The following is a 14,423-nucleotide window of genomic DNA, read 5'->3' as shown; positions in this document are numbered from 1 at the left end:
GGGCTTCCACGAAAGTTTGCCGGCCAACACAGACGGACAGGAACAGGCTGAACAATGCACTTGGGTCAGGCCGGCCGCCAGCGATCAGCCGCCTGTGGATTCCTTGACGATGACCCAGCGATCACCGGCCTTGGCCATCTCCAGCGTCTTGCGGCTGGAAATATTGATGGAGTCGGCGCTGTAGTCCTGCTTGAACCTGGCTGTGGCCTTGGCGCCCTGTACGGCGACGGCCAGGTCGGAGAGCTTGACGCTGATGCGCGACTTGCCGACGATGCGCGCACGGCGGTCTTCTTCCCAGGCTTTGCGTGCCTGTTTGCCGGGAGGCGCAAAGTTCTGGCCGTAGCTGCTGAGGTAGCCGTTCATGTCCTTGTCGGACCAGGCCTGGGCCCAGCTGCGCACGGCTGCTTCGACTTCTTTTTCGGCGCCTGCGGTGGCAGCCGGTGCTACGGGTGTTGCCGGCGCGGCAGGAGCAGGCGCTGCGGCCACCGGGGCTGCCGGCGCTGGCTTGGCAGCCGCCGCGGGAGCCGCAGGGAGTGTTGTAGCCGGGCCGGACGTCGGCGCGCCGGCAGCCGGCTTGGTGGGGTTTTTGGATTCGGCGGAGAACAGGGTGCGGATCAGTGCCAGCTTGGGTGGAACGGCAGCGTTGCCGCCGTCGAGCTGCAGGGCCTTGCTATAGGCCTGGCTGGCGAGCCTGGCGTAGACGTCGCCCAGGTTTTCATGTGCGGTGGCGTAGCTGGGGTTGGTCCGGATCGCCATTTCAAGCGCCGCCCGGGCCTTGTCGAACTGGCTCTGGCCGGCATACAGCACGGCCATGTTGTTGTAGGGCTCAGGCAGCTCGGGGTAGTCTTCGGTGATTTTGGTGAAGGTCGCGATCGCGTCGTTGGTCTTGCCGGTCTCGGTCTGGATCACGCCCTTGAAGAAACGCATTTGCGGGTCGCGTGGCTTGCTGGCGAGGTATTGGTCAACCTTGGCCTGCGCCTCGGCATACTGGCCGGCACGCATCAGGCGGCTGACGTCGGCGTAGTCGTCGGCATGGGCAACGGACACCGACAGGGTGACCGCCACGGCCAGCATGCGCAGGGCGGCGGACAGCGGATTGCGTGTAAGGAAGTTTGGCGTGGGCATGGCACTCTCGCGATTTGTTTTAAAGCCCCCGGTGCTGTTTTGGCAGCCGTTGGGCGGAAAGTCAACATAAACAGCCAGGCTTTTCAGGGCGCTCCGGGAGCCGCTGAACGTTGTCGGACGGGCTGGATATACTGGGCGATTGTAACTGAGGGGGGTATAGTTCATGGCCCCCAGAATTGCGTACTTTCCGTTTTTATCGCACGTTTTCGCGTGTACGCCGAATGGCCCTTGCCCGCCTGCGGCGTCCGTGAGATAAAGCTTCTTTCCTTTGCCTGACCACCGGCTGCTTCCGGCCGATGCCAGGCCCCGCAGCATAATTTTCATGAGCCTTCGCATTTACAACACGCTGTCGCGTGCCGTGGAAGAATTTTCCCCGCTTGATCCCGGCCATGTGCGCATGTATGTGTGCGGAATGACGATTTACGACCTCTGCCACATCGGCCATGCGCGCATGATGATGGCGTTCGACGTGGTGCAACGCTGGCTCAAGGCAAGCGGCCTGAAGGTTACGTATGTGCGCAACATCACCGACATCGACGACAAGATCATCAAGCGGGCGGTTGAGCGCGGCATCACCATCCGCCAGCTGACCGACGAGATGATCGCGGCCATGCATCAGGACATCGGCGCGCTGGGTATAGAGCCTCCATCGCTGGAACCCCGTGCGACTGAGTACGTGCCGCAGATGCTGGGCATGATCGCCACGCTGGAGGAAAAAGGCCTGGCCTACAAGGGCTCCACCGGTGACATGAATTACGCGGTGCGCAAGTTTCCCGGCTATGGCAAGCTCTCGGGCAAGTCACTCGACGAGCTGCGCGCTGGCGAGCGCGTCGCTGTGCTCGACGGCAAGGAAGACCCGCTGGACTTTGTGCTCTGGAAAAGCGCCAAACCCACCGAGCCCGACGACGCCAGGTGGGAGAGCGCCTATGGCCCCGGCCGTCCAGGCTGGCACATCGAGTGCTCGGCCATGTGCCGCGGCACGCTGGGCGAGACCTTCGACATTCACGGCGGCGGTGCCGATTTGCAGTTCCCGCACCACGAAAACGAGATCGCCCAGAGCGAGGCGGCCAACGGGAAGCCGCTGGCCCGCTTCTGGGTGCACAACGGTTTTGTGCGCGTTGACAACGAGAAGATGTCCAAGTCGCTTGGCAACTTCTTCACCATCCGCGAAGTACTGGCCAAATACGATGCCGAAACCGTACGGTTTTTCATTGTTCGCGCCCACTACCGCAGCGCCCTGAATTACAGCGACGCCCATCTGGACGATGCGCGCAACTCGCTCAAGCGGCTTTACACATCGCTCGATCTGGTCAAGCCGGCAGCGCTGCCGACCGACTGGGCCCATCCGTTTGCGCAGCGCTTCAAGGCGGCCATGGACGAAGACTTCGGAACGCCGGAGGCCGTGGCTGTGTTGTTTGAGCTGGCCGGTGAAGTCAACCGGACCGGCTCTGCCGAACTCGCAGGGCTGCTGAAAAACCTGGGTGGCTGCCTGGGCCTGCTGCAAGGTTCGCCCGGCGCCTACCTCCAGGCCGGCGCCGGCCTTGACGACGCCAGCGTCCAGCAACTGATCGCGCAGCGGGCAGCCGCGAAGCTGGCAAAAGATTTCGCCGAAGCCGACCGCATCCGCAAGGACCTGCTGGCCAAAGGCATTGTGTTGAAGGATTCGCCCGCCGGCACCACCTGGGAGGTGCAATCATGAGGTTCTGGACGGCTCTTTTACCCTGTTTTTCATGCCATTTCGGCCCGCAGACCAATAAGGGCGGGCGCAAGCAGCTATGAAAAAGATAGTAAAAAGCGGCCCAGCCAGCGCTGAGCTGGCCGACGTTGCCGAGCCGGCCACCACGGTGCCCGAGTATTGGGCCGATGCTTGCAAACACCTGGTGAAAAAAGACCGCGTGATGAAGCGGCTGATTCCCTTGTTCGGCGACGCCTGCTTGCAAACCCGCGGCGATGCTTTTGGCACCCTGGCGCGCAGCATCGTGGGCCAGCAAATTTCGGTCAAGGCGGCGCAAAGCGTCTGGGCCAAATTTTCTGCGTTGCCGAAAAAAGTGACGCCTGCCAACGTGCTGCGCCTCAAAGTTGACGACATGCGCGCGGCCGGCCTGAGCGCCCGCAAAGTCGAATACCTGGTGGACCTGGCGATCCACTTCGACGCAGGCACCGTCCACGTCAAGGATTGGGCAGCGATGGACGATGAGGCCATCATTGCGGAGCTGGTTGCCATTCGCGGCATCGGCCGCTGGACGGCCGAGATGTTTTTGATTTTTTACCTGATGCGACCGAATGTCCTGCCGCTGGACGATGTGGGGCTGATCACCGGCATCAGCCAGAATTACTTTTCGGGTGAATCCGTCAGCCGAAGCGACGCGCGAGAGGTGGCTGCCGCCTGGTCGCCATACTGCAGCGTGGCAACTTGGTATATTTGGCGCTCTCTGGACCCATTACCGGTTCTGGGTACCCCCACGGGTACCGAGCAAATTTAAGTTTCATGAAGCCCTGAGGAGCAGCACATGGCGAAGAAGACCTTCCTCGATTTCGAGCAACCGATTGCGGAGCTTGAAGGAAAAATTGAAGAACTGCGCTACGTACAGACCGAGTCGGCTGTCGATATCTCTGAAGAAATCGACCAGCTGGCCAAAAAGAGCCAGCAGCTCACCAAAGACATCTACAGCGACCTCACGCCCTGGCAGATCACCAAGATCGCCCGCCACGCGGAACGTCCCTACACCCTGGATTACGTCAACGAAATCTTCACGGATTTTGTTGAGTTGCACGGCGACCGGCATTTTGCCGACGACCTGTCCATCGTGGGCGGCCTGGCGCGCTTCAACGGCACCGCCTGCATGGTGCTGGGCCACCAGAAGGGCCGCGACACCAAGGAACGCGGCCTGCGCAACTTCGGCATGAGCAAGCCCGAGGGCTACCGCAAGGCGCTGCGCCTGATGAAGACCGCCGAGAAGTTCAAGCTGCCGGTGTTCACCTTTGTCGACACGCCCGGCGCTTACCCCGGCATTGACGCCGAAGAGCGCGGCCAGTCCGAGGCCATCGGCCGCAACATCTTTGAGATGGCGCAGCTCGAAGTGCCCATCATCACCACCATCATCGGCGAAGGCGGCTCCGGCGGCGCGCTGGCCATTTCAGTGGCCGACCAGGTGGTCATGCTGCAGTACTCGATCTACTCCGTCATCAGCCCTGAAGGCTGCGCGTCCATCCTCTGGAAGACGTCTGACAAGGCGCAGGAAGCCGCAGAAGCTTTGGGCATCACCGCGCACCGGCTCAAGGCGCTCGGTGTCATCGACAAGATCGTCAACGAGCCCGTGGGTGGCGCCCACCGCGACCACAAGCAGATGGCCGCTTTCCTCAAGCGCGCCCTCAACGACGCCTTCCGCCAGGTCAGCGACCTGAAGGTGAAGGAACTGCTGGACCGCCGCTACGAGCGCCTGCAAAGCTACGGCCGCTTCACCGACACCAAGGCCGACGCCGGCAAGTAAGCCGCCCCGGCACAAGCTGGAGCGACAAGACGATGGCCCGCCACCATGCGAAACCCCATGGTGCTGAGGCCGAGAGTGACAGCGCCGCGATCGCTGTCGCCGAAGCGATTTCCCGATTTCAACCTTCTTTCCCACTGGCCGTTGCGCTCAGCGGCGGCGCAGATTCTGTCGCCTTGCTGGTAGCCTGCGCCGAGAATTGGCCGGGGCAGGTGCATGCCATCCATATCCATCACGGCCTGCAGGCGGCGGCGGATGAGTTTGAGCGGCACTGCGTTGACCTGTGTGCGCAGTTCAAAGTCCCGCTCACTGTCCGGCGCGTGGATGCCCGCCACGCCTCCGGTGAGAGCCCGGAAGACGCGGCACGCAAGGCGCGTTATGCGGCGTTTAAGGCTGCAGCCCAGGAAGAATCTGCGCAAGCAGCTATTAAAAGCATAGCAATTGCCCAGCACGCCGATGACCAGGTGGAAACCATGCTGTTGGCGTTATCACGCGGAGCGGGGCTGCCCGGGCTGGCCGCCATGCCGGCGCAATGGGAGCGTGACGGCATGACCTATTACCGTCCGCTGCTGACGGTGCCCGGGGCATTGCTGCGCGATTGGCTGGTGACGCGCGGCATCACCTGGGTGGAAGACCCGACCAACACCGACGAGCAGTTCACGCGCAACCGCATCCGGGCCCGCCTGCTGCCCGCGTTGGCGCAAACCTTTCCGCAGTTTCGTGAAACCTTTGCACGCAGCGCGCGCCACGCGGCCCAGGCGCACGGGTTGCTGGTCGAGGTGGCACAGCAAGACCTGGCTGCCGTGGGAACCCCCCCGGTGATCAAATCCCTGCAATCCCTGTCACAGCCGCGGCAGGCCAATGTGCTGCGCTATTGGCTGACGCTGCAGCAAGCCACACCCAGTGCAGCGCAGCTCGACCAACTGCTCCTGCAAATCGCCGCCTGCACCACGCGCGGGCACCAGATCCACCTCAAGGTGGCTACCGGGCATGTCACGCGCGCTGGTGCGGTGCTGAACTATGCGGCTGCGGGGGATAAGGCGAGCTAACCAGGTAGTAGTCCCTAGGTATAATTGAAGGCTTTGCTGGCGGAGCGCACCTTTTTGAGCCTCTTTGATGTGCGTAGGGCGTTCTAGAAATCCAGCTTTTCGGGATGAAGTGCGAGGCGCCCGGAGCGCAGCAACCGGAATGTACTTCGGTACATGAGGATTGCGAGCACCGCGCAACGACGCAATTCGCCCGAAAAATGGATTTATAAACGCCCGGGCCTGAAACCAAACACCTCTGAGTGACCCTGAAAATGGCATTGATCGTTCATAAATACGGCGGCACGTCGATGGGCTCCACCGAGCGCATCCGCAATGTCGCCAAGCGCGTGGCCAAATGGGCGCGGGCCGGCCACCAGATGGTGGTCGTTCCCAGTGCCATGAGCGGCGAAACCAACCGTTTGCTCGGCCTGGCCAAAGAACTGGCACCCGCCAGGACAAGCGATGCTTATGGCCGCGAGCTCGATGCGCTGGCCGCTACCGGCGAGCAGGCTTCCAGCGCACTGCTGGCCATTGCGCTGCAGGCCGAAGGCATGCCGGCTGTGAGTTACGCCGGCTGGCAGGTCACCATCAAGACCAACAACGCCTACACCAAGGCCCGCATCGAGTCGATCGACGACGAGCGTGTGCGTGCAGACCTGGACGCCGGAAAAGTTGTCATCATCACCGGCTTTCAAGGGGTGGACGAGGCCGGCAACGTCACCACGCTGGGCCGCGGCGGTTCCGACACCTCGGCCGTGGCCATTGCCGCGGCGCTCAAGGCGCACGAATGCCTGATTTACACCGACGTCGACGGCGTTTACACCACCGACCCGCGCGTGGTGCCTGAGGCGCGCCGCCTGCACACCGTGAGCTTTGAAGAGATGCTGGAGATGGCCTCCATGGGCTCCAAGGTGCTGCAGATCCGCTCGGTCGAATTTGCCGGCAAATACAAGGTGCCGCTGCGCGTGCTGTCCAGCTTCACCGAATGGGACATCGACATCAACGAAGAAGCCAAGTCAGGCACTTTGATCAGCTTTGAGGAAGACGAAAACATGGAACAAGCCATCGTATCGGGCATCGCTTTCAACCGCGATGAAGCCAAAATCTCCGTGCTCGGCGTACCCGACACCCCTGGTATCGCGTACCAGATCCTGGGCGCCGTGGCCGATGCCAACATCGAAGTCGACGTGATCATCCAGAACGTCAGCAAGGACGGCAAGACCGACTTCAGTTTCACGGTTCACCGCAACGATTACTCCAAAGCCATCGACCTGCTGAAAACCCAGGTGGTGCCCAAGCTGGGCGCGCAGGAAGTCACCGGCGACGCCAAGATCTGCAAGGTCAGCATCGTCGGCATCGGCATGCGCAGTCACGTCGGCATCGCCAGCAAGATGTTCCGCGTGTTGAGCGAAGAGGGCATCAACATCCAGATGATTTCCACCAGCGAAATCAAGACCTCGGTCGTCATCGACGAGAAATACATGGAACTCGCCGTGCGGGCCCTGCACAAGGCTTTTGACCTGGACCAGCCCGCCACCTGAAAATGGCCGGGAAGTCGTGAGATAATCGATTTATTGGAAACGTGACCGAGTGGCCGAAGGTGCTCCCCTGCTAAGGGAGTATGGGGTGTAGAGCCTCATCAAGGGTTCGAATCCCTTCGTTTCCGCCAAGACAAACTGCCGCCTTCGGGCGGCTTTTTTGTTTCCGCGTTTTGAGGGGGCGTATCCCTCCGTTTCCGCCAAGACTACCGACTTTCTCCCGCATGGGGCAGAGTCGGTTTTTTGCGCCGGATTTCTGCGATTGTTTCAAGAATGGGTAACCTTGCTTTCAACGCGAAGCGTCCGTCGCGCTGTTACCTTGCCACGCTCTTGGACTCAAGCTTTTCCAGGTCAGATACCGGCACGGGCATGAAAATCAATCAACGACCACGCAAATATGGCCGTCCATTTTTCTTTGCTACGGCACGGGAGGACTGCTGTCCGCCAGCTCGACTTCCACGTCATAGATTTCAGTGATTTTCCAGTGCGAACCGTCATGGCTTGCCTGGCCGAGTACTTTTACAAGGAATGAACTGCGCTGCTTCTCCGTCTGCAGTGTGATTTCGCAGATGAAGTCGAGCTTTTCGGGACCGTCGGGAAGCGCCCCAAGGAGTTGATAACCAGCCCGGCTGAACCTGCCCTCTTTTCTTCGCTGCCGTAATTTTTCAATCTCAGGCGTGTGAAGAACGAGGGCAGTGAGGTGGTCGATAAGTTCATCGATCACTACCTGCGGGTTTATTTTCATGTTGTATGTGAACTCTTCTAGGAATCTCCTGATTATCGATCTTTAGTATTACATTTTTCTATCTCTGTTGTAACCAATCTCTAGTTAATACGGTATTTCGTTTTCAATAATTTCATCAATTGCAATAGAAAATTCGTCGGAACCAACGTTTTTGTTAAGCGCCAAACCCCGGCAATAGACTGCAGGCTCTCATGCCCGACCTCTTTACCTTGGTGACAGCGTTGCCGTTTGAGAATGTGTTTCCCCGCAACGCAAAAAAGTCGCCCGGAGCGGCCAACTATGTTGTCTCGTGTTCTCAAGCTGGCGTGGCCAAAGAAGCCGCCAATTGACCGGCCTTTGCCACGATGGCCTCGCGTTCCTCCAGGGGCTTTGGGCTCCCGGTCAAATACACCGTGATCACCACAGGCGCGCATCCCGCAGGCCACAAAACGCCGATATCGTTGGTGGTGCCATGGGCGCCTGTACCCGTCTTGTCGCCAACCAGGCAGTCCCTCGGCAGCAGGGCGCGCAATCGCCGGTCGGATGTCTTGCTGGCGATCAGCCACTGGCGCATCTGCTGGCGCGAGGTGTCTGACAGCGCATTGCCCAGCACGATTTTTTGCACGGTGCCCAGCATGGCGGCCGGCGTGGTGGTGTCGCGTGGATCGCCGGGCGTGGCTTCATTCAGCGCGGTTTCAATGCGATCCAGTCGTGTCATGCGGTCACCGAGCGAGCGCGCGTAGTCGGTCAGGCCCTTGGGCCCGCCGAAGCTGGCCAGCATCAGGTTGGCGGCCGTGTTGTCGCTGACGGTGATAGTGGCTTCGCACAACTCCGCGAGCGACATGCTGCCACCGGCTCTTGGCCCGGTGACCGGTGAATGGGAAACCAGTGCCGCGCCGTCAACAGGCAGCAGGCGGTCCAGCCGTTCCTTTCCGATGTCTACCCGGTGCAGCACCAGCGCAGCGGCCAGCAGCTTGAAGGTGCTGCACATGGGGAAACGTTCCGCGGTGCGGTGTCCAAACTGCACGCCGGTGCCGGTGTTGAGGATGGCAACGCCCAGCCGGCCGCCGCTTTCCCGTTCAAGGGCTTTGAGCTGCACGGTGAAAGAACTTGAGTCCGTAGCTTGCGTTGCGGTGCCCATACCCAATAAATTCTGGGCATGAGTTGAGACCATGCCAGCCATCATGAAGCTTCCCAGTGCGCCGGTAAATTGTCGTCTCTGCATCATTTTTCCTCTCGGGTTGGTGTGAAAGCGATAACGATATTGAATGGCTGCAATTCCGGCAAACGGCAATAATCGAGGTGACTCATAAGTAAATCTTGGGCTTGAACAGATGCACCTTCCTTTGAATGCCTTGCGCGCCTTTGAGGTGTCCGCGCGTCACCTGAGCTTCACGCGGGCCGCCGACGAATTGAACGTTACGCAAACTGCGATCAGCCAGCACGTCAAAAATCTGGAAGAGCGCATGGGTGTTCCACTCTTTCGGCGGCTCCCGCGCGGTTTGGCCTTGACGGATGAGGGGCTGGCATTGCTGCCTGCCCTGGCGGAGTCGTTCGGCCGCATCGGCGCCTTGCTGGAGCAATTCCGCGATGGCCGTTTTCGGGAAGTCCTGAGCGTCGGGGCTGTCGGTACTTTTGCCGTGGGCTGGTTGATCCCGCGGCTGGCGGCGTTCCAGCAGGCGCACCCTTTCGTTGATTTCAGGTTGTTCACCAACAACAACCGCGTGGACCTGGCCGGTGAGGGTCTGGACTACGCCATACGCTTTGGCGACGGCGCATGGCACGGCACCGAAGCTGACCTGCTTTTCCCGTCACCGCTGTCACCCGTGTGCTCACCTGCAACGGCTTCCCGCCTGCGAGAACCTGCTGACCTGGCTGGTGAGGTGCTGCTGCGCTCTTACCGGTCCGATGAATGGGTGAGCTGGTTTGCCCTGGCCGGTGTGGACTGCCCAGTGGTCAGGGGGGCGGTGTTTGATTCGTCCCTGACCATGGCGGAAGCTGTCGTGCAGGGCGCTGGCGTTGCCTTGCTCCCGGTGAACCTGTTTGCGCGAGAGCTGCGCGAAGGGCGACTGGCAAGGCCGTTTCCACTGGAAATTGAAAACGGCAGTTACTGGCTGACCCGGCTCAAATCCCGACGCGTGACGGGGGCCATGGGCGTTTTTCGTGACTGGATCACCCGCACATGCTGCGCACGATAATTGCTGTGCTGAGCCTGCACCATCCCGCCTGAACACGCACCACGGAACCACCCATGCGCCTGCGCCACATCGAAGTTTTCAACGCGGTCATGCTCACCGGTAGCGTCAGCGGGGCGGCCCGCCTGATCAATGTCACCCAGCCCGCCGTCAGCCGCATCCTGCAGCATGCCGAGCTGCAGCTGGGTTTTGCCCTCTTCCAGCGCAGCAAGGGCCGGCTGACGCCGACCTCCGAAGCGTTGACGCTGTACCCGCACATCGAGCGGCTGTTTGCCCAGCTCGATGAAGTGCAGCGCCTGGCGGCCAACTTGAAAACCGGCGAAAGCGCCAGGGAACTCCGCATCCTGACGGTGCTGGCGCTCAGCTACGAAATCCTGCCCCACGCGATCAAGCTCTTTCGGGTCAAGCATGCTGACGTGGCGATTACCGTGCGGGCGTTGCATTCGCCGCAAATTATCTCGGCGCTGGCGCTACAGGAGGGGGATGTCGGTTTCCTTTTCAGCCCGGCAGCGCATTCGGCGCTGGCACAGGAACACCTGGCCGACGGCCGCATGGTGTGCGTGGCGCCCAAGGGCATGCTGCCTGCGCGCCTGGTCAAGCGTGGCAGTGTCACGCTTGAGGACCTCACCAAGGTACCGGTCGTCGGGCTTGATGTGATGGACCCGGTGGGCCGCAGCCTCAACCAGGCCTGCCGCGAGGCAGGGGTGGGCCTCGAATTCCATATCACCGTGCAGACCTACCACTCGGCGCTGGCGCTGGCCCACCACGGGCTGGGCATTGCGGTGATTGACACGTGCACAGCGGCGTCCGCCGATCTGACGCGTGTGGACCTGCTGGAACTGGAACCCTTGATCCCGGTGCCGATCAATGCGCTGTTGCCCGCAGGCAAACCCGGCTCGGTCATCGTGCGGTCATTTGTGAAGTGTTTTCAGCAAGCCCTGACGCAGCGCGCTTCAACTCCCGCGTTGCGCAAAGCCTGAAGGTCAGCGCTCCAGCATGCGGCTGATGCGCTGCGCAGAGCCGAACGCCAGGGTGAAACCCAGGGCGCCATGCCCGGTGTTGAACAACAGGTTGGCCGGGCCTTTGGCATGCGTGCCAATGACCGGCAAACCGGTGGGCGTGGCGGGGCGCATGCCGGCCCAGGGGCTCAGGGTCTCAAAGTTGCTGCAACCGGGAAAAACCGTTTGGGTCGACGCTTTCAGCGAAGCAATCTGTGCCGGGTCGACGGCGGTGTCGTAGCCCGAAAGCTCGGCCATGCCTGCCACGCGCAGGCGCGAACCGATGCGGGCAAATACCACCTTGCGGGCGCTGTCGGTCACGCTCACCTGCGGTGCTGCGCCATCGCCAGGTGCGACATCCACCGTGATGCTGTAACCCTTCAGCGGGTAGACCGGAAGGTGCACACCCAGCGTTCGCGCCATGTGCGCAGACCCGGCGCCCATCGCCATCACATAACGGTCTGCTTCGAGATGGCCTTGCGGCGTCGCGACAGCTGCAACCTGGTTGCCGCGCACCACGAGCTGTTCCACGGGAGTGTCCAGCAGGAAGCGCACGCCTTCCCGGCGCAGCACCGCGAACAAGCCATCGCAGGTCTTCTGGCAGTCGGCCGCACACTCGCCTGGTGTGTAGATGGCGCCGGCGATTTGTCCGTGGCGGTTTTTGAGCGCGGGCTCGATCTCCACGCAGCGGTCGGCGCTGACCGCCTCCTGGGTACTGCCCAGTTCACGTTGCAGCAACATCTGCCGGCGCGCTGCAGCGAACGCGGCATCGCTGGCGTACAGCACCAGCTTGCCCGTGGCCGAGAAATCGCAATCCAGTTTTTCTTCGGCCATCATCGCGTCAAAAGACTGGCGGCTGAGCGCCGCCAGCGACAGCAAATGGCTGGTGGTGTTGCGTGAGGTCTTGCTGTTGCAGGCCGCCAGAAACTGCGCGCCCCACAACCACTGGCGCACATCCAGGCGAGGCCGCAGCTTCAACGGGGAAGAGGGCGACAGCAGCAGCTTGGGAAGCTGCCGCCAGATGGCGGGATCTGCCAGCGGCTGCACGTAGGAGTAGCTCAGTTGTGCGCCGTTGCCGCCGCTGGCGCCGCTGCCGGGGCTGGCGCGGTCCACCACTGTCACCTCGTGGCCGGCCCGCCGCAAGCTGTAGGCGGTTGCCAGTCCCACGATTCCTGCACCGAGCACACACACATGCATAGAAGCCTCTTTGTTCCCTGAAAGAGCGCCACTTTACGCAGTGGGTACAGGTTTGAACAATGCTGAATGCGCGAGGGTCATGACGTGTGGTTATGCCCTCCTGCGAAGGGTGGCCGAAGGGATTCTGGGTAAACCATGAGTTTTGGTCATGGGTTTGCCGCGAAAATGAATGACACGCCAGACGCTGCTGTTCCTACACTAGCGATGCCAGCTTCCCGAAACTACCAACCCACCGCCCCCCGAAAGGACAAGCATGAAATTCACTATCCTCATGACCGCCGTGCTGCTGACAGCCGGCCTGGCCACCACTGCCGGCGCGCAAACGGTGCCGACCCTGAAAAAGATCGCCGACAGCAACAAGATCACCGTGTCCTATCGCGAAGCTTCGGTGCCTTTCAGCTACCTGATCGGGTCCAAAACCTCGGTGGGTTTTTCGGCAGAACTGACAGAAGCCATCATTGACGACATTCGCAAGAAGGTGAAAAAACCCAATCTCGAAGTCGCCTACATGCCCGTGACCTCGCAAAACCGCATCCCCTTGCTGGTCAACGGCACCTACGACCTCGAGTGCGGCTCGACCACCAACAACAGCGCGCGTGGCAAGGACGTGGCATTTGCCATCAACCACTTCTATACCGGCACCCGCCTGCTGGTCAAAAAATCATCCGGCATCAAGAACTACGCCGACCTGGCCAAAAAGACGGTGGCCAGCACGACCGGCACCACCAACGCGCAAGTGATCCGCAAGTACAGCGCCGACAAAAAGCTCGACATGCAGCTCATCCTGGGCAAGGACCACGACGATTCGCTGCTGCTGGTCGAGAGCGATCGCGCCCTGGCTTTTGCCATGGACGACATCCTGTTGTTCGGCCTGATGGCCAACTCCAAGAATCCGGCGTCGCTGGAAGTGGTGGGTGATTCGCTGCAGGTGGAGCCCTATGCCTGCATGCTGCGCAAGGACGACCCTGAGTTCAAGAAGCTGGTGGACGGCACGATCATCCGCCTGATCAAGTCCGGCGACTTTGCCAAGATGTACGCCAAGTGGTTCACCTCACCCATCCCGCCAAAGGGCGTGAGCCTGAACCTGCCGATGAGCGAAGAGCTGAAGGCCAACCTCAAGGCGCTGAGCGACAAGCCGGCCATGTAAGCACCAGACGGGGAGCGCCTGCGCGCCGCTCCCCGTCCTGCTTTCACAGCTGCCGCGCCCGATCGGGTCCGCAGCTTCTCCTCCCCCAGAAATCCCCAACCCGGAGCCTTTGGCGCCAGTGGGTGGGTGCGCGCCTTGAATTTTGTTTTGGAGTTTGAGCCATGAGCAGCACTGAAAGACAGGCCCTGCACAGAGCCCATGTGGTCGGCATCCTGGGCGGCATGGGCCCGGCGGCCGGCGCGGACTTTGCGCGGCTGTTTGTCCAGGCGTGCGCGGATCACATGCGGTCGCTGCAGATTCCCGTGTCTGACCAGGCATTTCCCGAGCACTGGCTGGCCCAGGTACCGGTGCCGGACCGCAGCAACGCGCTGGGTTCACCGGGGCCGGGCGGCCATCAGCCCCTGGATCCCATGTTGCAAGCGATGGGAAAACTCGCCGCGTTAGGTGCCACCACCGTCGCGGTGGCGTGCAACACGGCCCATGCGTGGCACGCCGAATTGCAGGAGCGCTTTCCCCAGCTTGAAGTGCTGCACGTGGCGCGTGAGGTCGCGCAAAACCTGGCCGGCCGCGGGGTGGGGCAAGTAGGTTTGCTGGCGACCGAGGGTACGTACCGGGCAGGCCTCTACGACCAGGCCTTGCGCCAGGCGGGGCTGCAATGCCACATTCCTTCCGTTGAAGAGCGCGAGCGCCTGATGCGCGGCATCTATGAGGGCGTGAAAGCCGGCAACATGGCTTTGGCGCGTGAGTGTTTTGCGGGCGTGGCCAGCGCGCTTGCCGGGCGGCACGGCCTTTCAGTGCTGGTTCTGGGCTGCACCGAGATTCCGCTGGCACTCAGCGCGGTGCCTGGCATGGATTCACTTGAGCTGGTGGACCCGGCGGCCCTGCTGGCGCGGGCGCTGGCGCAGCGAGCGTATGCCTGAGCGTCCATCACCATCCTGCATGGCTCAAAACAGCCAATTTTTGAATCAAATAGGCCTCTGACC

The 14,423-nt window shown here is 61.5% G+C and carries 13 protein-coding genes and 1 tRNA gene; 10 read left to right on the top strand and 4 right to left on the bottom strand.

Annotated features, from left to right (window positions below; all coding sequences use genetic code 11):
• Positions 1–84: 84 nt before the first annotated feature.
• Complete coding sequence (locus AC1D1J_RS04940) at positions 85–1,125, bottom strand: L,D-transpeptidase Cds6 family protein (RefSeq protein WP_477694022.1); 1,041 nt, start codon at positions 1,123–1,125, stop codon at positions 85–87.
• Between the two features lie 322 nt (positions 1,126–1,447).
• Between AC1D1J_RS04940 and cysS the strand changes: the two genes are divergently transcribed.
• The 6 genes from cysS to AC1D1J_RS04910 all read left to right on the top strand — a co-directional run bounded on the left by cysS (position 1,448) and on the right by AC1D1J_RS04910 (position 7,310).
• Positions 1,448–2,824, top strand: a complete 1,377-nt coding sequence (gene cysS / locus AC1D1J_RS04935; protein WP_477685339.1) for a cysteine--tRNA ligase — start codon at positions 1,448–1,450, stop codon at positions 2,822–2,824.
• Positions 2,825–2,900: 76 nt separating this feature from the next.
• A complete protein-coding gene (locus AC1D1J_RS04930; protein ID WP_477685340.1) occupies positions 2,901–3,608 on the top strand; it encodes a DNA-3-methyladenine glycosylase family protein in 708 nt (235 codons plus the stop codon).
• A gap of 27 nt (positions 3,609–3,635) precedes the next feature.
• Positions 3,636–4,616, top strand: a complete 981-nt coding sequence (locus AC1D1J_RS04925; protein ID WP_092131429.1) for an acetyl-CoA carboxylase carboxyltransferase subunit alpha — start codon at positions 3,636–3,638, stop codon at positions 4,614–4,616.
• Positions 4,617–4,648: 32 nt separating this feature from the next.
• Positions 4,649–5,662 carry a tRNA lysidine(34) synthetase TilS gene (gene tilS, locus AC1D1J_RS04920; RefSeq protein ID WP_477694021.1) on the top strand — a complete coding sequence of 338 codons (1,014 nt, stop codon included), beginning with the start codon at positions 4,649–4,651 and terminating at the stop codon, positions 5,660–5,662.
• A 251-nt stretch (positions 5,663–5,913) separates the two neighbouring features.
• Positions 5,914–7,182: an aspartate kinase gene (locus AC1D1J_RS04915; RefSeq protein WP_477685342.1), complete on the top strand. Its 1,269-nt coding sequence runs from the start codon at positions 5,914–5,916 to the stop codon at positions 7,180–7,182.
• Positions 7,183–7,217: 35 nt separating this feature from the next.
• Positions 7,218–7,310 (top strand) — tRNA-Ser (locus AC1D1J_RS04910).
• 287 nt (positions 7,311–7,597) lie between these two features.
• Here AC1D1J_RS04910 and AC1D1J_RS04905 read toward each other — a convergent pair.
• Both AC1D1J_RS04905 and bla read right to left on the bottom strand, forming a co-directional pair.
• Positions 7,598–7,924 (bottom strand): hypothetical protein, encoded by a 327-nt coding sequence (locus AC1D1J_RS04905; RefSeq protein ID WP_457280273.1) that lies wholly within the window; start codon positions 7,922–7,924, stop codon positions 7,598–7,600.
• Positions 7,925–8,219: 295 nt separating this feature from the next.
• The gene (bla, locus tag AC1D1J_RS04900; protein ID WP_477694020.1) at positions 8,220–9,128 is read right to left on the bottom strand and encodes a class A beta-lactamase; all 909 of its coding nucleotides are present in this window, start codon (positions 9,126–9,128) and stop codon (positions 8,220–8,222) included.
• A 109-nt stretch (positions 9,129–9,237) separates the two neighbouring features.
• Here bla and AC1D1J_RS04895 point away from each other — a divergent pair, with 109 nt between their 5' ends.
• Positions 9,238–10,101: a LysR substrate-binding domain-containing protein gene (locus AC1D1J_RS04895; RefSeq protein ID WP_477694019.1), complete on the top strand. Its 864-nt coding sequence runs from the start codon at positions 9,238–9,240 to the stop codon at positions 10,099–10,101.
• Positions 10,102–10,154: 53 nt separating this feature from the next.
• The gene (locus AC1D1J_RS04890; RefSeq protein ID WP_457306945.1) at positions 10,155–11,078 is read left to right on the top strand and encodes a LysR family transcriptional regulator; all 924 of its coding nucleotides are present in this window, start codon (positions 10,155–10,157) and stop codon (positions 11,076–11,078) included.
• A gap of 3 nt (positions 11,079–11,081) precedes the next feature.
• Here AC1D1J_RS04890 and AC1D1J_RS04885 read toward each other — a convergent pair whose 3' ends face one another.
• Positions 11,082–12,293 carry a D-amino acid dehydrogenase gene (locus AC1D1J_RS04885; protein ID WP_477694018.1) on the bottom strand — a complete coding sequence of 404 codons (1,212 nt, stop codon included), beginning with the start codon at positions 12,291–12,293 and terminating at the stop codon, positions 11,082–11,084.
• A gap of 253 nt (positions 12,294–12,546) precedes the next feature.
• Between AC1D1J_RS04885 and AC1D1J_RS04880 the strand changes: the two genes are divergently transcribed.
• Together AC1D1J_RS04880 and AC1D1J_RS04875 are read left to right on the top strand one after the other, a co-directional pair.
• Positions 12,547–13,440 (top strand): transporter substrate-binding domain-containing protein, encoded by an 894-nt coding sequence (locus AC1D1J_RS04880; RefSeq protein WP_477694017.1) that lies wholly within the window; start codon positions 12,547–12,549, stop codon positions 13,438–13,440.
• Between the two features lie 161 nt (positions 13,441–13,601).
• On the top strand, positions 13,602–14,360 hold the full coding sequence (locus AC1D1J_RS04875; protein WP_457280279.1) for an aspartate/glutamate racemase family protein: 759 nt from the start codon (positions 13,602–13,604) through the stop codon (positions 14,358–14,360).
• Positions 14,361–14,423: the final 63 nt, after the last annotated feature.

Source organism: Polaromonas sp. P1_F8 (genome assembly GCF_056405635.1).
The sequence above is the reverse complement of the archived record's forward strand: the minus strand, read 5'-3'. Positions and strand labels throughout refer to the sequence as shown.